The sequence below is a fragment of the Corynebacterium sp. KPL4015 genome (assembly GCF_040225725.1).
GTDB lineage: Bacteria > Actinomycetota > Actinomycetes > Mycobacteriales > Mycobacteriaceae > Corynebacterium > Corynebacterium rhinophilum.
Genome location: NZ_JBEHGF010000015.1, coordinates 21,090 through 41,388, shown reverse-complemented (window position 1 = coordinate 41,388; position 20,299 = coordinate 21,090). Strand labels below are relative to the sequence as shown.

The 20,299-nt window shown below is 57.8% G+C and carries 13 protein-coding genes and 3 tRNA genes; 6 read left to right on the top strand and 10 right to left on the bottom strand.

The window, feature by feature from the left end:
- Positions 1–85 precede the first annotated feature (85 nt).
- Positions 86–604, top strand: a complete 519-nt coding sequence (locus ABRP64_RS07090; protein ID WP_410756180.1) for a class I SAM-dependent methyltransferase — start codon at positions 86–88, stop codon at positions 602–604.
- A 10-nt stretch (positions 605–614) separates the two neighbouring features.
- On the opposite strand, the gene ABRP64_RS07085 is transcribed toward ABRP64_RS07090, so the two are convergent.
- Complete coding sequence (locus ABRP64_RS07085; RefSeq protein ID WP_349865958.1) at positions 615–1,718, bottom strand: isochorismate synthase; 1,104 nt, start codon at positions 1,716–1,718, stop codon at positions 615–617.
- Positions 1,719–1,827: 109 nt separating this feature from the next.
- Here ABRP64_RS07085 and ABRP64_RS07080 point away from each other — a divergent pair, with 109 nt between their 5' ends.
- Entirely contained in the window at positions 1,828–2,934 is a 1,107-nt protein-coding gene (locus ABRP64_RS07080) for a CE1 family esterase (RefSeq protein WP_349865956.1), read from the top strand.
- 24 nt (positions 2,935–2,958) lie between these two features.
- Here ABRP64_RS07080 and ABRP64_RS07075 read toward each other — a convergent pair whose 3' ends face one another.
- The 7 genes from ABRP64_RS07075 to ABRP64_RS07045 are packed head-to-tail and all read right to left on the bottom strand — an operon-like array spanning position 2,959 to position 12,577.
- Positions 2,959–4,491, bottom strand: a complete 1,533-nt coding sequence (locus ABRP64_RS07075) for a choice-of-anchor M domain-containing protein (protein WP_349865954.1) — start codon at positions 4,489–4,491, stop codon at positions 2,959–2,961.
- Positions 4,488–5,408 carry an anchored repeat-type ABC transporter permease subunit gene (locus tag ABRP64_RS07070; RefSeq protein ID WP_296088499.1) on the bottom strand — a complete coding sequence of 307 codons (921 nt, stop codon included), beginning with the start codon at positions 5,406–5,408 and terminating at the stop codon, positions 4,488–4,490. Before ABRP64_RS07070 ends, ABRP64_RS07075 begins: the two co-directional genes overlap by 4 nt.
- A complete protein-coding gene (locus tag ABRP64_RS07065; protein ID WP_410763645.1) occupies positions 5,405–6,139 on the bottom strand; it encodes an anchored repeat-type ABC transporter ATP-binding subunit in 735 nt (244 codons plus the stop codon). The genes ABRP64_RS07070 and ABRP64_RS07065 overlap by 4 nt, the downstream gene beginning before the upstream one ends.
- Positions 6,126–7,016, bottom strand: a complete 891-nt coding sequence (locus tag ABRP64_RS07060) for a choice-of-anchor M domain-containing protein (protein ID WP_284770533.1) — start codon at positions 7,014–7,016, stop codon at positions 6,126–6,128. Before ABRP64_RS07060 ends, ABRP64_RS07065 begins: the two co-directional genes overlap by 14 nt.
- Positions 7,009–8,514, bottom strand: a complete 1,506-nt coding sequence (locus ABRP64_RS07055; RefSeq protein ID WP_284770532.1) for an anchored repeat ABC transporter, substrate-binding protein — start codon at positions 8,512–8,514, stop codon at positions 7,009–7,011. Before ABRP64_RS07055 ends, ABRP64_RS07060 begins: the two co-directional genes overlap by 8 nt.
- Positions 8,514–10,106 (bottom strand): choice-of-anchor M domain-containing protein, encoded by a 1,593-nt coding sequence (locus ABRP64_RS07050; protein ID WP_284770531.1) that lies wholly within the window; start codon positions 10,104–10,106, stop codon positions 8,514–8,516. Before ABRP64_RS07050 ends, ABRP64_RS07055 begins: the two co-directional genes overlap by 1 nt.
- 56 nt (positions 10,107–10,162) lie before the next feature.
- Entirely contained in the window at positions 10,163–12,577 is a 2,415-nt protein-coding gene (locus ABRP64_RS07045; protein WP_284782965.1) for a choice-of-anchor M domain-containing protein, read from the bottom strand.
- A gap of 233 nt (positions 12,578–12,810) precedes the next feature.
- On the opposite strand from ABRP64_RS07045, the gene gltX reads away from it, so the two are divergent.
- The 4 genes from gltX to ABRP64_RS07025 all read left to right on the top strand — a co-directional run bounded on the left by gltX (position 12,811) and on the right by ABRP64_RS07025 (position 15,013).
- Positions 12,811–14,304 carry a glutamate--tRNA ligase gene (gene gltX / locus ABRP64_RS07040; protein ID WP_284782966.1) on the top strand — a complete coding sequence of 498 codons (1,494 nt, stop codon included), beginning with the start codon at positions 12,811–12,813 and terminating at the stop codon, positions 14,302–14,304.
- 227 nt (positions 14,305–14,531) lie between these two features.
- Positions 14,532–14,603 (top strand) — tRNA-Gln (locus ABRP64_RS07035).
- 38 nt (positions 14,604–14,641) lie between these two features.
- A tRNA-Glu gene (locus tag ABRP64_RS07030) sits at positions 14,642–14,714 on the top strand.
- A 226-nt stretch (positions 14,715–14,940) separates the two neighbouring features.
- Positions 14,941–15,013, top strand: a tRNA-Glu gene (locus ABRP64_RS07025).
- A gap of 327 nt (positions 15,014–15,340) precedes the next feature.
- Here the strand turns inward: ABRP64_RS07025 and ABRP64_RS07020 are convergent.
- Both ABRP64_RS07020 and ABRP64_RS07015 read right to left on the bottom strand, forming a co-directional pair.
- On the bottom strand, positions 15,341–17,530 hold the full coding sequence (locus ABRP64_RS07020; protein WP_284782968.1) for a YhgE/Pip domain-containing protein: 2,190 nt from the start codon (positions 17,528–17,530) through the stop codon (positions 15,341–15,343).
- A complete protein-coding gene (locus tag ABRP64_RS07015; RefSeq protein ID WP_284796600.1) occupies positions 17,527–20,199 on the bottom strand; it encodes a YhgE/Pip domain-containing protein in 2,673 nt (890 codons plus the stop codon). The genes ABRP64_RS07020 and ABRP64_RS07015 overlap by 4 nt, the downstream gene beginning before the upstream one ends.
- Between the last annotated feature and the right edge of the window lie 100 nt (positions 20,200–20,299).

The window sequence follows — 20,299 nt, the reverse complement described above, 5'->3', positions numbered from 1 at the left end:
GCTGGTGAGGTTTTGCTAGAAGGGGAACGGCGTGCCGGAACATTCGCATCAAGGCCACCGCGGGTCTGCGCCCAGCGCGCAGGAAATGGAGGAGCGCTATCGCTCCGCTGTGCAGGTGTGGTCGGGGAGTCCGAATGCCACGCTGGTGGACTATGTTAGTGACCTTCCAGGCGGTACCGCGCTCGATATCGGCTGCGGGGAAGGCGCCGATGCCCAGTGGCTGCACGAGCACGGCTGGCAGGTACTCGGCATCGATTTTGCTCCGACTGCCGTGGCACGGACTAGGGCGCGAGGAGTAGCCGCGGAGGTTGCCACCTTTGATGAGTTCAGCCACGCCCCATTTGATTTGGTCACCGTGCATTACGGCAGTGTCCGTGCCAACTCACGGGAAGTAGCACTGTTAGAAAAGCTCGTCGCCACGGACGGAACCTTGCTCTATGTTCACCATGATATGGAGTCAGAAGAGATCGCCATGCCGGAATGGCTGGCGGAAAACCTGACCGAATTGACGGTGCAGACCTTGCGGCGATCGCCGCGCCATGTAACTAGCGGCGCAGGCGCTCACCACACCAGCGACGTGGTTCTCGTGGCAAAGCGGTACTAATCCGCACCGTTTAAAGGCTCAGCGCCCGTAAGATCGTCTGGAGCTTGGCGGTGGTTTCTTCCAGCTCCGCCTGGGCATTGGAGGCACCGACCACGCCGCCGCCGGCCCAGGCGCGGGCGGAGAGGCCATCGCCAGCAACCTCTGCGCAACGGATAGCTACCATGTATTCACCGTCACCGGAGCTATCACACCAGCCGACGGTGCCGGCATAGAAGCCGCGGTCGGTCTCGGCGGTCTCAATAAGCGCCTGCGCAGCTTCCGTCGGCGTGCCACAGATTGCGGGGGTGGGGTGGACTACTTCTGCCAATTCCAGGGCGGTGAGGTCTTTATCCCGCAGGGTACCGGTAACCGGCGTGCCCAAGTGCCACATCTCATTGGTGTGTATGAGCTGCGGGGTATCGGGGATATTGAGGCTGCTACACAGCGGCTCTAGCACCCTGCGCAGGTGCTCTACCACAAAGGAGTGCTCGAGCAGATCCTTTGCGGAGTGCAAGAGGTCTTGGCTGGCAATGTGGTCTGCCGCTTTATTGGCTCGGCGCGGGGTGGAGCCGGCGAGCGGGAATGCAGACACGGTCGAGCCTTGGCGCTTGATCAGCACCTCTGGCGAAGAACCGACCAGCATGGCCCCTGGGCGGCCTGCAGGGGAGAGATCCGCAATGAAGCCATCGCGGTTGACGGAGAGATCGATTAGGCGCGCGGCCACCCGCCGGGGATCGATGGGGGAAGCAAATTCGATATCGACCGCGCGGGCTAAAACCACCTTTTCTAGCTTCGAGGTTTCGATGGTGCCGATGGCCGCTTCAACGCGGCGCAGGTGTTCTTCTGGCTCTGGGTCAAAGCCCACGACGCGGGAATTGAGGGTCTGATTGTGGTAGAACGCATGTGGTTCTAGCGGGCCGTCTTCTCGGATGATTGATTCTGGAACGGTCAGCGCGGCGGGAGTATCGGAATCAAAGGGGATGGCACCTACGACCATCTCGGCCTCGCCTCGGCGCAAGGCGTCAACCGCGGCCTCGGCACTGCTAAAGGTGTCCCGCGCACCTTGGGTACGGACAGACCCCGTTGCTCGGGAGAGCAAGAAATCGGGGGCGGTGCTTGGTCTGTCTTCGTGCATGGGGATCTAGCTTAGTGCCTCGTTAAAAGTTGGTAGAAATTACCCTCCGCCAAGCGTGTGGGCACCTGCTGGCACAACCGATGTAACTATTGTTACAAAAGTGGCTATTGTGACTAAAGTTTTTCTTCGATTCACCTATCTCTTGACCTCACTGCTAGTGATAGGCGCAGCTTTAAGCGTGCCGGCAATGGCGCAGGAACAAGAAGGTGCCGGATCACCGGTAGAACCGACGCACCCGGCGCCTGTGCCAGAACAAGACCACCACTCCGGCGAGCCCGTGATTCCAGAACCAGATGGCTCGCATTTGCTTCCAGAAGGCGTCACTGAATCGACGCCTCGCGATGCTGAGGCGCACCCGTCTACTGACGGTGAGCCACCAGTTTCGGGTAATCCCGAGCCGACTCCACCTGTGCCTTCTGCTGATCCCAGCATTAATCCTGATCCGGCCATTGCACCGGGAACTATGGAATCGCTCGAGATGGAACACGAAGGAAAACAGCGCCGCTACCTCGTGCGTATCCCCGATAATTACTCGCCCGAAAAACCATCCCCGGTGCTTTTTGGATTTGGCGGTTGGGGAGATTCCCCGGAAAATTTCTCTAGTTACGCACGGATGGGCAATACGTCAGCCACCGATGAGGCCATCATCATTTACCCGGAGGGCTACGAACGCGCTTGGGAAGCAGCTCCATATGCCAAAACCCATGACGGCGAAGATATCCGCTTCATCAAGCGCATCTTGGATGCGGTGGATGCGGACTATCACGTGGATCGCAACCGCGTCTACGCCATGGGAATGTCCAATGGTGGAGGTTTTACCTCGGTATTAGGCTGTCACGCTCAAGATACATTTGCTGCGGTTGCCATGGTCTCTGGAGCTTTTTATAACCCCGTTGAAACCAATTGCGGCGATGCGCCAATGCATACACTCATCATGCACGGCACCCACGATCAGATGATGACCTATGAAGGCGGGGACCGGCACGAAGCTGGTTACCTTCCCGTGCGTACCGTCTTGGGAGGGTATCTCAACCGCAATCGCTGCGATATGACCTTTCAATCCCAGGCGGATATTGGAGGGGCCGAGCGCCTGAACTTCAACGATTGCCAGAAGGACGTGGAATTGATCAAGGTGCCTGCTGAACACACGTGGTTTTGGCAGCCGGATACCCCGAATGTTTTGTGGGACTTCCTTTCCACCAAGACACGCGTGTAGCCCTAGACGGTACTTTTCAGGCTTCTAGTCGATGCGCGGGATCTGCGTCGTGGCATCATCGGCCTGCGGCGGCACTGGCTGTTCTGGCTGCTCAGGTTGTTCGCCGGCTAGCTTCTTCTTGCGGAAGAATTGGACATAGACCAAAAGACCAATTCCTAGCACCAGCGCGAATGCGCCGAGCCCTGCCAAGATGCCCGCCCAAAAGCTGCTCTTGGTCAGTGAGGCGGTGTAGGCGGCACCGGCAAGCGCTTCATTGTTGTGGTCCTTGCCACCCGCAGACGCGTTGGGCACCGGCGCCGTGCTTCGGTGCTCAGATTTAGAGCCCTTAGATTTGCTGTCCTTAGCCTTGCTGCTCTTGGATTTCGGGGTGGACTTGCCCGCGGATTTCTGGCCAGAACTTCCGCCGGATTTGGATTGTGCAGCCTTAGAACCGCTGCGAGAGCCGCTGCTTGCCGATGCTCCCTTCGACGAGCCCCCACCCGATTTGCGCGACGCAGCACCAGAGCCGGCCCCAGAACCGTGGGCGGAGGCCTTATTGGATCCAGAGTTGGACCCAGACTTGGAGCCTTGGTTGGAGCCCTGCTTCGAACCAAAGTTTTTCTCTGCAGCCTTTTTACCAGAGCCACCGGATCCTCCGGACTGGCCCTGCTTAGTTGGCTTATCGTCGGATTTATCCTTGGCGCCCTTGTCTTTCTTTTTATCGCCCTCGAGGAATTTTTGGCCTTCCTTCAGGGTATTTTCCAGCTCCTTATCTAGGCCCGCGATAGCCTTATCTACGCCTTTAATATCCTTGGCCAGCTGTTCTGGGCGGGAGGTTCCGCCCGAAGGGACGCTTCCCTCGGCATCGTCGGATTCGTCATAGTCGACACCGCATAGCTCCGCTGCATCCGCGTCATCGCCGACGAGGAATCCGGCATGCAAGTGGTGGCGGGAGCCATCGGGAAGCGCAAAAGTAAAGCTCACGGCGTAGGTGCCTGGCTTGGTAAAAGCGAAGGCAGGGTGGGCGTGGGACTTGCCGGGATAATCCCAGGCGGTCCCGTCCTCGGTATCCATCCGCACCTTGAGCTCGCCGATGCCCTCATTCTGGAAAGCTACAATGCGGCCATCCTCGGGGCCAGATGCGATGGCCATGCTGAGCGTCGCGGTCTGCTTGGACCCGAGGTAGTCCTCGGAGAGTTCCTGAGTATTAAAACCTAGCCACGGAACATCCTCAATCTGGGTTTGCGGCAGCACCCATCCTTCCTCGGGCAGGGAAGGGATATTGAGAGCTGAAATTGGCTGCTTGTTCTTCTCCGCTACCTCGACCGCGAATTCTTCCGACTGGTATTCCTTGCGTGCGTGGTCATCTTTGACCACAAAGCTGATATCCCCGCTTTCATCCTTTAACGCCATGTCTTGGTGACCTTCGGTAATGCGGATAAAGTCCTCGGCGCTGCAGGCCTCTGCGGCATGCGCGGTGGCCATAACGGAAGAGGGTAGAGCCACACCGGTGAGGGTTCCCACGCTGAGGAACCCGGCGGTGCCTAGGGCAAGAGCGGTACGGCACAAGGGTTTCATGATTCGATGGTTTCCTTTCGTGGGGAGTTCTCGGAAGCGTCGGCTGGCACGCGAGGAGAAGAGTGGCCGGGTGTGCGGCGAGAGCGCAAGAAGGGATGCAGGACCCAGACAATGAGGAAGAGGATCGTGAGCGTGAGCACGATGGTCGCGCCCGCGGGAAGATCTATGGCCCACGCCAAATAGATGCCGAAGAAGCTGCAGACGGCGCCGATGATGGCAGAGAGAAACATCATTGTGGTGAGGTTGGCCGTGAGCAGGCGCGCCGTAGCAGCCGGGGTAATCAGCAGGGCGAGGACCAAAATATTGCCGATAGTGCTTACGGAAATGACCACCGCGGCGGTCACGCACAAGTAGAGGATGATATCCAGTGCAAAGACTGGCAGGCCCATGGCGCGGGCGGTCTCCCGGTCCAAGCAGGTGGCATTGAGCTGCGGGCCAAAGGCCACGACCACGGCTAGGACCACGAGGCAGACGCTCGCGGCGACGGTGATATCTGTGCGCGAAACGCCGGTCAGTGATCCGAAGAGGAAGCTGGTGAGCGAGGCACTATAGCCATCCGTGCGCGAGATAATCACCATACCCAAGGCAAAGGCGGCGGCGAAAAAGATGCCGATGATGGAATCCGCGCGCACGTGGTTGCGTTGCGAAAACGCGGCGATAAGCACCGCGACGACCGCACCGGCAACCGCCCCGCCCAGCAGTACCGAGGTTTGCAGCGCAAAGGCGACGGCCAGGCCTGGGAACACGGCGTGCGAGACGGCATCGCCAATAAAGGCCATGCCACGCAGCACCACATAACAGCCGATGACCCCGCACACGATGGCGGCGATGAGCGAAATGCCCACCGCCCGGGCGAGAAAATCGAGGTGGGGATTGGTTAAATCCCGCAAAAAATCGATAAATGAGATATCAATCATGCAGCCACTCCAATCGCAGCGAGCAACGGAGACGAGGCACTGACGCCAAACGCGCGGGTCCACGGATCCTTGTCGGCCAAAAGCTCATCGGCGGGGCCATCTGCAATGACCGTGCGATTAAATAGCACGAGGCGCTTGCACGTGTGCGCCGCCTCAGACAGGTTATGGGTAGACATCACGATGGATTTTCCTTGCGCCGCAAGTTCGGCGAAAAGCTCTAATAGGGCCTCGGTATTCGGGGCGTCGAGCCCGGTAAAAGGTTCATCGAGCAACAAGACCTCCGGCTGAATAGCGAGGGCGCGGGCGATCAGTACGCGCTGGCGCTGGCCGCCAGAAAGCTCCTCGATGGGCCGGGAGGCAAATTCCTCCATATGCACCAAGCGCAGCGCTTCTGCAGCGGCGGCATGATCCTTTTTCTTAGGGTGCTTGAACCACCCGATGAGCCCGGTGCGCCCGCTGAGCACGGTGCGGTACACGTTGATGGGAAAACCCCATTCCACCTCGTGGCGCTGCGGAACATAGCCCACAGAGCCGGTGACGGTGCACGTGCCAGAGGAGGGGATAAGGCCCAAAATGGCGCGCATTAGCGTGGTTTTGCCCGCGCCATTGGGGCCTAAGAGCCCAATGAATTCACCGGTGCCTACCTCGAGGTTAGCGTCCTCAATAACGGCGCGGCCAGCAAGCGCTACCTGCAATCCGCGCACCTGGATGCACGGCTTAGACATGGCCATCGCCCCGCTTGCGGGACTTGACGAGCACGGCAACACCGGCGATCAGCACGATGATTCCGCCGCCGACCAAAACATAAACCCATACCGGGAGGGAAGAATCCTCGGTCGTGGCCTCTGCTGGGCTCCACTCCGCATCCTGGGCTGCCTGGATATCTGCGCCGTCGCCCACAGCGAAAGTCAGCACGCCGTCGGTACTAAACTCCTCGCCGTCTGTGGTTTCACCCTTAACCCGGATGGCCACCTGGTGGGTGCCCGGCTCCGTGAAAGTCCAGTTGGCGTGAGTGTGCGTATTGAGATCTACCCAGAACTCAGACTCGCTTTTTTCTGCCGTAGACCACAGCAGCTGGGGTGCCTCAAAGCCACCGTTTTGCAAAAAGAGGGAAAAATCCCCTGGGCCGGAGTGTCCGAGGAATTCCATAGTAACGCCGCGATCGGCGTTATCGACAAGCGAAGGCGCCTGGGTATTCCACCCCAGCCACGGGACGCCGACCTGCTCAGTCTGCGGGACCACCCAGACATCCTCGCCGGATTGGGCACCGACGAAACTGAAATCTTCGGTATCCGGCAGCGTCTGCTGGGCCGCATCGCTGACCGAAAATACGAGGTCATCGAGGTGGCGCCACACCGGGGAGTCGCCCGCATCATCGCGGGCCAAAAGCTCGACATCGGAGCCGTCTAACAGCGTGCCGATATCAACGTGGCCGGCATCGATGACCTTTTCTTCGCCCTCTGGCGCAACGGTTTCATCCGCGCCAACCACTTGCGCGAGGTCGCCGGCCCAGGCGGGCGTTGCGGATAGGGCGAGGCCCGCAGTGACAATGCAGGCTGCCGTGCGAGTGGCCGCGCGGGTAACGGTACGAGAGGCAAGGTTAAGCATGGTTATCTCCATTCGAAGGATGTAGGCAACGCTGCAGCGAGTCAGCATTGAATTTCATGAGATCGATATAAGTAGGCACGGCATCATCAAGCGTGTCGCCGTAAATGGGGCACAGCTCCACGTTTTGCTGCGCGGCGGCTTCCTTCAGCGTGCTGGCGCTGGCTTGCTCCACCGGCTCCACAAAGACCGCAGGAAGGTGCAGGTTCTCCAGCGTCCGGCGCAGGGCAATGACCTCGCGTGGCGAAGGCTCAATGGCGGGATTAGGGGTAACAAACCCGGCCACCGAAAGGCCGTAGCCCTGCTCTAAGTAGGCATAACCGTGGTGGGTGGTGACCAAGTGCCGATTACTCTGCGGGATAGAAGAAATCGCGCGGTCCACATACTCGTCCAGCTCGCGCAATTCCGCGATATAAGACTCGGCACGGGCGCGGTAATCGGCGCCGTGCGACGGATCCGCATTCGCCATTTCTTCAGCAATGACATCGACATAGGCAATGGCATTGTCTACGTTGTGCCACAAGTGTGGATCCACTTCGCCGTGGATATGTTTGCCCAGGACTGCCTGGGGGAGCAGGTACGTATCCGCGCCGGGGGTGCCCAAGAAGCGATAAGCGGGATCCGGCGGAATGGGCTGCAGGACCGAGGAAGGGACCGCTACCGCGGTATGCGCGGGATCAAAATGCTGGTCTTGATCGCGCAGATCGATAGATCCCTCTGCCACATCAGCGGCAATATCCACGTGGCCGGAATCAATGACATCCATATCCTCCGGCGGGTTCACTCCTACCGCGACGGTGAGGTGCTCTACCTCCGTGCCATCGGCCTGAAAGCCAAGCTTGTAGATGCCCGGCTCCGAAAAGGCCCACGAGACGTGCGTGTGCGCATTAGCCGGGAGGGTGACCGAATCATCGCCCGCGTCGATGCCATCGGCGCTATTAAACAGCACTTCCGGCGTACCGAAGGTGGAGACCACGTAGGCTGCGACATCGCCTGGCCCCTCGGCAGAGACCATGCGGAAATCCACGCCGGAGTTGCGCTGCTCGGCACCACTAATGCGCAGGCCCAACCAGATGGCATCCAGGGAGACATCTTCTACCAGCGGCACGAGGGCGGCACCGCGGGTGGAGGCCGAGTCAGCGACCTCTACCACGGGCGCATCCGTGGATTCGTGCAAGGTATCTATCAGGGATTGCGGTTCCAGGAGGTATCCATTGCTCAAGGCAAGATCCGCATTGGCCACGTTGCGCACCGTGCGCAGCGTCGGCTCAAAGGTGTGCGGGTCCTTTCCGCTGGGGATAAGACCGGTGACCGAGGCATCCTCGCCTGCAACGTGGCGGGCCATATCCGCCAAAATCGGCGTCGTCGCCACCACGCTGAAGCGATCCGAGGTATCCACCGCTGCCGAGGTCGTGCAACCTGCCGCAAGGAGGGAGACGCTAAAGAGCGCCCCGACGGTCTGCAGCCCGCGCGGTACGAAACGGTAGTGGGGCACTGGCATTAATTCTTTGCCCTCGCGACAGCGAGCCGTGCGATGCCCAGACCAAGGAACAGCATGCCCAGTCCGAGCACGCCAATTCCGAGCGGCATGGTGGGGGTCCCAGTATTGGCGAGAGCCGCATTGCCACCCTTACCGGATGCGTTCGCACCGGAACCGCTGGTGCCATCCTGGCCAGCGCCGGAGCCATTAGAGCCCGCGCCGGCTGCGGCGCCAACACCACAGTCTCCGCCATCTGGGTTTACTTCCGCGCCCAGGTCAAAGTGGCCATTATCGAAGGAGCCCTCTGGCCTGCCACCGCCCACGACAAAGTGCAGCGTTGCCTGGCCGGCTACTTGCTTGCCGGCAGAGGTTTGGGCCACCTGGCGAATGGTGACGTCGTAGGTGCCCTGCTTTTCGAAGACCCAGTTGGGGTGCACGTGGGTATTGGGCGCGATATTGTAGCTACCTTCGACGGCACCGTTGGCGCCGCGGAACCATTCATCGCCGACGATCTTGCCCAGGCCACCCTGGCTGTAGACCATCATGGCACCAGGGCCCTTCATATCAACGAGCTCCCAAGTAACATCACCCGGAATGTGCTCGCGCATGGAAGGGCTCTGGGTATTCGCACCGAGCCACGGCACGCCATCGACCTGCGTAGAACCGATCATCCACGCTTGGCCGGCAGATACGGGACCAACATCTTCTGGCAGTTCTACGCCGGAATTATCGGAGAGGTAAAAAGTCGCGCCGTCGGCATCGCGCCACTGCGGTGGCGAGGCTGTATCGTCCTTAATCTGCGGGATAATTCCCGGCCGGCACTCTGGATCCGTGGATTGTCCATCGTTTGCAGCGTTGCCGCCTTGGCCACCCTCGGAATTGCCATGTCCAGCGTCATTGCCGGAGTTGTCTGCATCGCCAGCACCGCCCGCAGAGCGGTGAGCGGAGCCTGCACCGCCGCCTTCGCCCACCTGCCAGGTATAGGTCACTGCGTTACTGGTTTGTCCGTTGGAGGAGGCTTGGACGGTCATCTCGTACGTACCAGCCTCACTGAAAGCCCAGTTGACGTGGCGGTGTGCAGGACTCGGCTGGTTAATAACCTCGCCGCTGGTGAGCTCCATCGAACCGGAATTGGTCACGGCACCGACGTTGCCGAACCCAGAGGTTTCAAAGACATAGACCGAGCCCGGCCCAGAGATATTGGTGAACTCGAAGTCAACACTGGTAAAGCCACCATCGCGTGCCGGCTGCGTATCCCAGCCCGGCCAGATGATATTTGGGTCCTGGGTTTGGGGCAGGAAGTAGGTCGATTCGCCAATCTCGGGAACGCCCTCGGTGGCATCGGACCATGCGGATTCCACTACTTGGAGCAATACGTCATCGCCAGGGCGCTGGACGTGCGAACCGGTGACATCTTCCTGCATGGATAGGTGCAGCTGGCCATCCGGTGCCGTGACATAGAATGCGTCGATATGGCCAGAATCAAAGACCTCATCGAAGGCCAAGGCCGGTGAGGCTGGAACGAAAAACGCGATAAGGGCGGTAATCACCGCCGCGATGATGCGGCTGCCAGGCCGGTGGGCTCTGGTGCGCGAAATGGTGTTGGTATCCATGGTTGAATTTCCTTTAAAGCGCCTGGGGTGGGGTCCCCTGAGCAGTGGATTATTAGTTAGATGCGCCAGCCAAAGCGCTCACGAATGAGATCTTGGTTGTCGCGGAAGAAGTTGTAGAAGGCCTTGAAGGTGATGCCAAGAACCGCAGGCAAGACCAGGGTCCAAGGATTAAACGATGACCCTACGGGAGCTGACGGCTCGGAATGCTTGGACGGTTTCGAGGGCTTGGACGGCTTCTCGGAAGGTTTTTCCGATGAGGAATCGGATGGCGCAGCCGTAGAACAGGACTTCACCGCGTCATCACCAATGGCAAAGGTCAACGTCTGTGGCTCCGAGGCAAGTTCCTTGCCATCGGTGGTAGTTGCCGTATAGGTTGCCTCGAACGTGTAGATGCCCGGCTTGGTAAAAGCCCAGTGGGTATGCCTGTGCGATGCGAAGGTGGTCTCGATCGTGTGGTCGTTTTCGGCAGAATTGGCAAGGACGTCGTAACCGACACCCCTGGCCTTATCTATATATGCGCCCCACTCAGCGCCCTCTGGCGTGTGCGTGGGCTTAAGGTTCAAATTGACTTTGCCATTTTTCATCTTGGAGTAATCCAATTCTTCGGTGTTATACCCCGGCCAGATGATGGCTTGGTTCTGCGTTTGTGGCAGGTGGTAGAAGCGGTCACCGATGTTGCCAAGGAAATCGAATTTCTTATCACCCAGCTGCTGACCGCGAGGAGTAAGCGCGTTTTTGTGTACGCCAAGCACGACGTCATCCAACGAGCGGTCTACCGAGTTCTTATCAATTTGTCCTGTGTCATCGCGCAGGACGGTGCGGAAACCATCGTCCGTAGGAAGTGCCTTGATATCGACGTGCCCGCGGTCAAGTACCTGCTTTTCGCTGCACCGCTGAGCCTCCTCGTCCTTTGGCGGTTGAAATGGTGCCGGCGTATCGCCGGGCGCGGGTGAACCGCCGGACCCAGGCTTTCCGCCTGGGGTAGCGGTGTTATCCTCCGCGCTGGTAGAAAGCTCGTCTTTTACTTCGTAGTTTTCATCGAGTTTGTAGGACTCGGTCAGCACCGTGCTTCCGTGGCCGGCCTGGACCGTGGAGTGCGGGAAGACGTTGATTTTGGCAGTGTAGTTTTCGGAGTACCTACCGTAGGTAAAAGTGGCTTCTCCGTGGCCCTTGGTAATCGCTGCTTCCACCGAAGTAGAAGATTCCTCGTCGTTCTTGTTTTCGTAGAGACCACCAGTCATCACGCCGCTGAAGTTTTTATCATCCATGTCGATGATAATTTTGGTTCCTTCTTCACCTTGTTTGCGCATCCGCACCGTATAGCCGGTTTCTTGCAGCGTTACCTCTTCGGTAGGGGCCAGCTGGCGCGGATTCTCGGTTTCTTCCCACTTGTCTTCGGTAGTGGAAGAATCGGTTTGGGAGGGAGAGCCCGGGGTAAATTCCACCTGCTGCGAAATCCAGCGTGGCGCATCGCCTTCTGGGGTAAAGACGGCCTGGATATTAGAGGATTCTGGGCCCATGTACTCATCCCACTCGGCGTGGCCGTCGGTGACGGGCAGATCGGTGAGGAAGTAACCATCGATAAGCAGCGTAAGCGTGCCGGATGCCTTGTTCTTTGCATCGAAGGAAATGGTGGTGAGCTTATCGTCACCGTCTTTTTCCGGGTTCTGCTTTTTGTCCAGGCTCAGACTGTAGCCAGCAGCGGCGGCATCACCGGAGGAGGAGCTATCAAAGCGCTCTTTGAGGCTTGGGGTCTTTTCATCCTTTGGCTTTTGTCCGCCCACTTGGTAGCTGGTGGTCTGCGGCTCACTAGCCACGAGTTGGCCATCCGCCGTGCGCGCGGTGGTGCGAAAGGTCAAGCGATAACGGCCGGGCTTGGTAAAGAGCGTGTAGTTGTGAGTGTGGCTACCACGTTCGAGAAAAGCAGAGTGTGGTGAGTCCTCGAACGAACCCAGCATGCGATTGAGATTAGTGCCGTCTTTATCGTCCTTATTGGTAAAAAGCTCCACGTCACCTGGGCCATCCACGCTCAACAGATCGAGGTAGGCGATGTTGTTGCGGAAATTTTCCACGGGAAGCCCCTTTGAACCGAATCCGATCCAGATGGGCTCTTGGTTAGCGGAGGCCTGGTACGGGGCAGTGTAGTATGTGGTGCCTGGGGCGCCGATGTAATCCTGCGTACCGTTTTGCGGCAGGGAATACATAAAGTTCTGGTGGCGCTTACCGTTCTCGTCTTCGCGGGTATAGCCTTTGCCAATCCAGGCAACGGTGTCATCGATGAGCGGCGGCGTTTGGCCGGGAAATTCGGATCGCAGCAGGAAGTTGTCGTTTTCCCAAAAACTCTTGGGAGAATCGACGTGGGTTTGGGTCGCGATGTGTTTGCCATCGTCTGGACCGGCGTAGGCGGTAGCCGGGGCAATCAGCGCGATCGTGCTGAATGCGGCGATGAAGCGGATACGAGGAGAAGCCACCAGCGCGTTACCTTTCTGCAGTTGTCAGTAGTTCACCTCGAAACTATAGAAAATGATTCCCAATACTGGATAATCTTTTGAAAACCGTTCCCTTTTACCAGTGTGTTTATAATGGAATTCGTTATCATCTACCCCTTTTTGCGTGTAATAAAGTAAATGGGGACGCACTTTTGGGTGGTAGAGTCCGGCGCTGGTTTGGGCTGGTGCGGACTGTGTCCTGTGGCTCCACTACGATGGTGGCCATGACTGAAGTTCGCGTTAGATTTTGCCCTTCTCCCACTGGTACCCCGCACGTTGGCATGGTGCGCACGGCCCTGTTTAACTGGGCCTATGCCCGCCACACCGGCGGAAAATTGATTTTCCGCATCGAAGATACCGATGCTGCCCGTGACTCGGAAGAGTCCTATCAGGCCATCATTGATTCCTTGACCTGGCTCGGATTGGGCTGGGACGAGGGCGTCAATGTGGGTGGCCCGCATGAACCGTACCGGCAGTCCCAGCGCATGGACATTTATAAAGATGTGCTCAATAAGCTTATCGATGCCGGACATGTCTACCCTGCCTACTCCACCGCGGAAGAGGTAGAAGAACGGCACAAGGCAGCCGGGCGCGATCCCAAGTTGGGCTATGACAACTACGACCGCGACCTGACGCAAGAACAGATCGATGCCTTTGAGGCTGAAGGTCGCAAGCCTGTCTGGCGCCTGCGCATGCCAGACAAGGACTGGGCCTGGACCGACCTTGTGCGCGGCGAGATGTCCTTCAAATCTGAAACTCAGCCTGATTACGTGGTGGCGCGCTCCAACGGAGCTCCGCTATATACCCTGGTTAACCCGGTAGATGACGCGCTGATGCGTATTACCCACGTACTGCGCGGCGAGGATCTTCTCTCATCCACCCCGCGCCAGCTGGCCATGTATGACGTACTGAAGGAAATTGGCATCGCGGAATTTACCCCGGAGTTTGGTCACCTTCCCTTCGTGATGGGCGAGGGGAAGAAGAAGCTGTCCAAACGTGACCCGCAGTCTAACCTCTTCAATCACCGCGATAACGGCATCATCCCAGAAGGCATGCTCAACTACTTGTCGCTGTTGGGCTGGTCCCTGTCGGCGGATAAGGACATCTTCAGCATGGATGAGCTGATTGAGAACTTCGATGTCAATGATGTTCTGGGTAACCCCGCTCGCTTTGACCAGAAGAAGCTCGAGGCCATCAACGCCGATCATATTCGACTGCTCGAGCCCGAGGAGTTTGCTTTCCGCCTGCGCAATTACCTGACGGAGTACACGGACTTCCCGGCCGATTATGACGGCGAGAAATTCGCCTTCGCTGCGGACTTGGTGCAAACGCGCATTAAGACGCTTGCCGATGCCTATGGGCTACTCAGCTTCCTCATCACGCCCGATGCTGAGCTCACCCTGGATGAAAAAGCGGCCAAGAAGAACCTGAAGGACGATGCCGTCCAACCCCTCGAGGTGGGCATTGACACCCTTGAGGCGGTAGAGGAGTGGAAGACTGACGCTATTGAAACCGCGCTATCCAAGGCGCTCATTGAGGACCTAGAGCTAAAGCCACGCAAGGCCTACGGCGCGCTGCGTGTAGCTATTTCCGGCGCACAGGTTTCGCCACCGCTCTTTGAGTCCATGGAACTTCTGGGCAAAGAGTCCACCTTGGCGCGCCTGCGTGCTGCCCGTGAGGTAACTCCGTACACTCCTGCGGCCGAGTAATGCCGGAACCATCAGAAGCCTGACGGGGAAAGCCCGTTAAAGCGGCGGATGAACATCGAACTACACAGATGTCATCCGCCGCTTTATTTTAGCTCAAGAAAAGCGCCTAAAAATGCGAGTTGCGCTGGCGATTTGGTGCATTGGGCAACGATCATTATAGTTATAACACGTTGCAGCGAGCAAGGGAGCGCAGCCGATAAGGATGCGATTCCGAGCGAGTGAGCAAATGGCCTATGGTGTAATTGGCAACACAGCGGTTTCTGGTACCGCCATTCTAGGTTCGAGTCCTGGTAGGCCAGCAGTGAAAATGCTTTTAAAGCAGGCTCACTAGTTCTATGCCCCGTTCGTCTAGAGGCCTAGGACGCCGGCCTCTCACGCCGGTAACACGGGTTCGAATCCCGTACGGGGTACAAATAAAAAGATTCCTCCAGCCACTGCGGTTGGAGGAATTTTCCGTATGTGCGCTTGCGGCTTAATCGGGACCAAAGTGGGTCTTAACTGGGGGATTTACCGGCACGAATCCCCGTACTATCTGCTGATTTGTATTGTGTTTACCCATCGTTTACTGTTTAACGAGTCCGCAGCAAGCAAGCTTTAAGCAGCACAGCTTTTGAATTGCATGCTACGTGCGAACGAGCCCCGTTCGTCTAGCGGCCTAGGACGCCGGCCTCTCACGCCGGTAACACGGGTTCAAATCCCGTACGGGGTACATATTAATGGCTGCGAGCTTTAACGCTCGCAGCCTTTTCTTGTGGCATTTTCTTTCTGCGCTTCTCGGGGCTAGAGAATTAGATTAAGCGGCGTTTAAACGGCTCTCGCTGCGCCGCATTGGGAAAAGTGCGGCGCAGCGAGGGAGGCATCGGAAAGCGCCTGCTGTAGCTGCAGCCCGCCCTTTGCGCTCACGGGGTCAACGGGAATGGGGCTGGGTTGTGCTCCCCGTGAGCGCCAAGGGAAGGGGGGATGGGCCTGTCACTACAAAAAGAACGCCCAGAGAGCCTCTCAGGCTGCACTGGGCGTTGTTTGAAGGTGGGGAAGGCTATGCCATGACCTTCGTCTTCTTAATCGCCTTCTGGAGGCGCTTGTGGTAGTTATCCATGGCGGGGCGCAAGAACAGGCCGAGGATAAGCGCCGGGATAGCGAAGAGAAGGAGCATGCCGAGCTCCCGGAGGATGTCGGCCTCGTAAATGCCCGCGATGGCGCTGCGGAACGCGTCGATGCCGTAGGTGGCTGGCAGCCACGGACTGACATTTTGGAACCACTCCGGAAGAAGCGGCAGGGGATAGGCGCCGCCAGAACCGGAGACTTGGATAACCAAGAGTAGAACCGCGAGGGCCTTGCCCGCGCTATCGAATGTGATAACCAGTGAATATATTATCAACATAAACACCAGTGAGATTATCCACGAGGCAAAGAGCATCATGAATGGGTGCTCGGGCTCGATCTCCACGAAGAAAATCAGGCTGAGGACGGCGAAGGTGGCTTGGGCGATGCCGATGAGACCAAAGGTAAGGAAGCGGCCCAAGAAGACTTGGTTCCTGGTGAAGTGATCCTTCTTGTCGAGGTCTTCGTTCTTCTTCAAGTACTTGCGCTCGGCGTTGGTGTGCACCAGCACGCAGGCGAGCAGGGCGCCTACCCACAGCGAAAGCGTGAGGTAGAACGGCGTCATACCAACACCGAAAGAAGCAACATCGTAGATGGGCTGGCGGTCCACATTGACCGGCGAAGCGATCCGAGAGGCCAGTAGCTCGGGGTCATCGCCAATGAGATCGGCGAGCTGACTTAGGTCACCGCCGTCGCGGATCTCATCGATCTTTTGGCTGAGTTCGCCAAAGCGACCCGCCTGATGCTGCAAGGTACCGGATAGACTTGCGGTTAGATCGCGCGCCCGCACGAGGGCATCGTTGTCATTAGAGATGGTATTGCGGATGCCTGCGATATCGCGCTTGACCGCATCAACATCGTTGGCAACCGTGCCCACGCTATCTCCCAGAGCCGCTAGCTGTGGCTTCAGATTGGAGTTATAGGAGTTACGAGCGTTTTCGACGGCCTGCTTGGCGCTGGCAATCGCAGCTTGCGTTTGTTGCTTGGACTCCTGGGAATTCCCGCCGTTTTCGATGTTATCGGCCGTAGAAGTCAAAGAATCGTGCAACGCATTGCTCTGGGCGATGCTGGCATCCAGCTGCCCCATCACGGCCGCATAACCTGCCGCTACAGGGCCTGGAAGATCGACCTTATCGGCTTCCTTCTGGATACTGTCCTTTACGCCCTGGAAGGCTGCGGTCTGCTGTCCCACGCGGTCCGCGGCAGTGCGGAAGGTTTGGGCGGTCTGCGCGGAGGTGGCGCTAGCATTGTTCAGCAATTCCTCGATTTGTGAGGATAGGACCTCGTAGCTCTGCGTCGTCGCGGCGAGGGACGCATCCAAGGAACCAGTGGACTCATCCAGCGTGGACTTTAAGATATCAATGGGCGACTCGCCGTTGTCATTGGTGGTACTGGAGGCCTGGTTTCCCGCTTCATTCAGGATGTTATTGGCTGCCTGGGTGAGCGGAATGGTGGAATCTACCAGGTTACTCAGCGCCATGACCGTGCCAGAGGCTGCATCGAGGCGCGACTGTACGGTATTGACTCGGTTGTGAACGTTATTCAGCGCGGCCTGGGTATCGCCCTCATCAAGGTACTGGTCCAGCGAGGAAATGACGCCAAGGCCCACATTGGACACAACGCGGGTAAAGGACTCGTCGATCTTCTCAATCACACCGGTAGCGCTGCGTTGAGTAATCGTGGTCGACAGCGCGTTCTTCTTCTCATTGGTATAGAGATTAAGTTTGCTTGGCTCGGTGCCTTCCACGTAGAAGGTGAGGAGGTTGGAGCTGAAATCCTTGGGCAAGACGATGCCAGCGTAGTACTCACCGGACTTGGTGCCCTCTACGGCATCATCGCTATTGGTAAGAACCCAGTTGATTTCGTCGTTGCGGCTGAGCTGGGATAAAACTTCATCGCCTAAATTGAGCTTGAGCGAAGCAAGGTCGCTTTGGTGACCCTCATCCTCACTGGCGACGGCGATTTTGAGTTGTTTGGTATTGGCAAATGGGTCCCAGCTGGCGAGCACGTTAAAGGTGGTAAATAGCAGCGGGATAATGGCGAGGCCGAAAATGATGACGGCGGTCATTACGTTGCCACGGATGGCCTTGAGGTCATCGCGGAGAATGGTCAGGATATTGTTCATGACTTATCTCCCTTTCCGGATTCTTCGCCGTCGACGGCGGGCTTATCTGTGGTATCGCCCTGCGATTGTGGGGTAGAAGATATTTCCGCGTGCTTATCTGACTGGACATCTTCTAGCCGATACTGATTGGGGTTTTGGCGTTGATGCTCTAGGTGCTGCTGGATTTCTTCATCGCTGAGATCCGCCAGGCGGTTATCGTGCGCAATACTTTGTTTTACGTATTCCAGCGAACAAATGACCGCGACCGCAATCAGCGCAACGAGGCACGCAATGCCGAAAAGGATCGCCTTCTGGTCCGGCATGAATCGGGAGCAAATCACGAGCGCGAGCACCAAGGCTACTCCGATGGCGATCGTGAGCTTCATCAACTGAGAATAATTCTTCCGAGCGGTCATCCACTTGGTATCCAAGCTCTTTTGGTATCCCTCGCGGTCCGCGGAGGCATACAGAAGATCGGTGAAGCGGTAGCGGCTGCCAATCAGGTGGACCTGCTCGTTGATAACGAGCCCGCCCTTGGCCAGCTCGTCATTGACCAGCATGGTGACGTTGGACAACCCGCGCCTTAAGAGAGTGCCCACGAGGTAGGCAACAACCGCCATGCCAGTCAGCGCGGCGATATCGCGGATGTAATGGGTGCCGTAGAATCCGCCCACCGTCTCGCGCATGGCATCGATGCCGTAAGTAAAGGGCAAGAAGGGATGGACGGCGCGGAAGAAGTCCGGCGTCATCTCGATGGGGTACAGGCCCGATGCCCCGGGAATCTGAATGAAGGCCAAGACCACCGCTATGCCGCGGCCCACGTGGCCGAATGTTGAGACGAGGCCATAGGTAATGCTGAGGTAGCACAGGCTGATAAATACAGAGGTAAGGACATAAGCGGTGGCGCTGACGTGCTCAACGCCGATGACTAAGTTACCGATGGAAACGATAAGTGCCTGCGCAATGGCGAAAAAGCCGAGGAGCAAGAAGCGCGAGAAGTACGCCTTATTGATGGTTAGATCCCGGCGGCCCTGCGGGTCAACCTCGGCGCGGAAAATGATCAGGAGCATGAAGGCACCGATCCACAGCGTGAGGTTGATAAACAGCGAGGACATGCCGGAGCCGTAGTGCGTGACAGGGAATACTGCATGGCTTTCCATCTTTGCGGGCGAGGAGAGGAAGGAAGACACGTGGTCTGTATCAAGACCGTTGACGGACTTCAGCACGGTGTTGTTATTGGCTGTGTTGCTCAAGGCAATAACATCGGTGCGTGCGGAACGAAGACCTTCCTCAACGCGATCCAGATCAACCGAGAAGCGCTTTACCACTTCTTGGGCGTGGGTCAACTGCCCGTCGACGCCCCCGAGAAGCCCGTCCGTTTGTCCAACCAGAGCCTTTTGGCTGTTGAGGGAGGCAGATAGGCGCCCAGCAGTAGCGGAGACATTAGAAAGTGCAGAATTCAGCTTAGGTAGGCCGTTGGCCACGTCATCGCGCAGTCCGTGGGAATCATCGCGGGCCTGGGAGGCCATGGAATTGAGCAATTCCGAGGTCTTATTCAGCGAATCAAGGGTGGCGTTGGTATCGCTATTAAGGGAATCCAGCTCTCCTAATACCGCGCGGTTTTGATTGTTGCGGTCACGCAGATCAGAAACCGACTGGTTGATCTGCTGCGATATCTCTGGGGGAAGGGCTGGCAGGGCAGCGACACCGGCTAATTGGTCGATGGCTTTATCAGCCTGACCAAGGATGCCTTGGGCGCCGTCGGTGGCGGCATCGACGCGGTTGAGAGCGCCGTTTAACCGGCCGGTGACAGAACCGATATTGGCATTGGCGTTTGCGGTGCCATCGGCAAGCGCAGTCGTGCCTTGGATATAGGCGGCGGTGGCATCGTCGGCGAAGGAAGTAACTTCCTTTTGCACCTCGTCGGTCAAGGAGGTGACCTGATTTAAGGCCTGCTGCGCGTCATCAATCGTGGTCTGCACGGAGCCTAGCGCCGTGCGCGCCTGTGCGATGGTGGGACGAGCATCATCGATAGTGGCGTTGACATCCGCCAAGGAATTGCGCGAATTAGCCACAGTATCGGCGGTCTCTGAGAAGGAATTCGCGGTATTGCCCGCGGTGCTATTGATCCTATCGCTGAGGTCGCCGCCAGAGTTTCTCAACTCGGTGGAAACCGATTTCGCGACGTTTTCATTAAAGGTTGCGCTAATCGTGGTTTCGAGGGTAGAAGAACCAGTGTCAGTGACCTTGGGGGCGATGGCATTGATTTTTTCATTGACCTGATACTCCAAGGTGGGCTGAGAGTACGTGCCTTGGAACAGGCTGACAAAGTCGGAAGAAAAATCCTCCGGCACGATGATGGATGCAAAAACATCGCCGGATTTCACGGCGTGCTCGGCTTCGCCGCGGTCCATAAACTGCCAGCCGAGCTTGTCGTTGTTGTGCAGCTTTTCCATCATCTGCCCGCCGACGTCAATATCGCCGGTGAGATCTGACGAGGCACCCTTGTCCTCGTTCACCACGGCTACCTTGAGGTGCTCGGTATTGCCGTAAGGATCCCAAAAACCGGAGACGTTGACCCAAGAATATAAGGCAGGGGTAACCATCAATCCGATGAGAATTACCCAGACTTGCGGCGTCCGCCACAGGCGGACGAAGTCTTGGAGAAAAAGCTTCCAACTAGTAATCACTCGAAAGACCGTAGCACCGAAACGGTGTTAACTAATAGTCAAGCAGGCAGTTTCCGTGAAATTGACAGCTTCGTCACCCCTGGGCCATCGCGCACCGCAC

Coding starts and splice junctions, on each gene's coding strand:
- ABRP64_RS07070 (WP_296088499.1), bottom strand. CDS start 5,408: ATGATTGATATCTCATTTATCGATTTTTTGCGGGATTTAACCAATCCC.
- ABRP64_RS07060 (WP_284770533.1), bottom strand. CDS start 7,016: ATGCTTAACCTTGCCTCTCGTACCGTTACCCGCGCGGCCACTCGCACG.
- gltX (WP_284782966.1), top strand. CDS start 12,811: ATGGTGGCCATGACTGAAGTTCGCGTTAGATTTTGCCCTTCTCCCACT.
- ABRP64_RS07065 (WP_410763645.1), bottom strand. CDS start 6,139: ATGGCCATGTCTAAGCCGTGCATCCAGGTGCGCGGATTGCAGGTAGCG.
- ABRP64_RS07090 (WP_410756180.1), top strand. CDS start 86: ATGGAGGAGCGCTATCGCTCCGCTGTGCAGGTGTGGTCGGGGAGTCCG.
- ABRP64_RS07075 (WP_349865954.1), bottom strand. CDS start 4,491: ATGAAACCCTTGTGCCGTACCGCTCTTGCCCTAGGCACCGCCGGGTTC.
- ABRP64_RS07055 (WP_284770532.1), bottom strand. CDS start 8,514: ATGCCAGTGCCCCACTACCGTTTCGTACCGCGCGGGCTGCAGACCGTC.
- ABRP64_RS07020 (WP_284782968.1), bottom strand. CDS start 17,530: ATGAACAATATCCTGACCATTCTCCGCGATGACCTCAAGGCCATCCGT.
- ABRP64_RS07050 (WP_284770531.1), bottom strand. CDS start 10,106: ATGGATACCAACACCATTTCGCGCACCAGAGCCCACCGGCCTGGCAGC.
- ABRP64_RS07085 (WP_349865958.1), bottom strand. CDS start 1,718: ATGCACGAAGACAGACCAAGCACCGCCCCCGATTTCTTGCTCTCCCGA.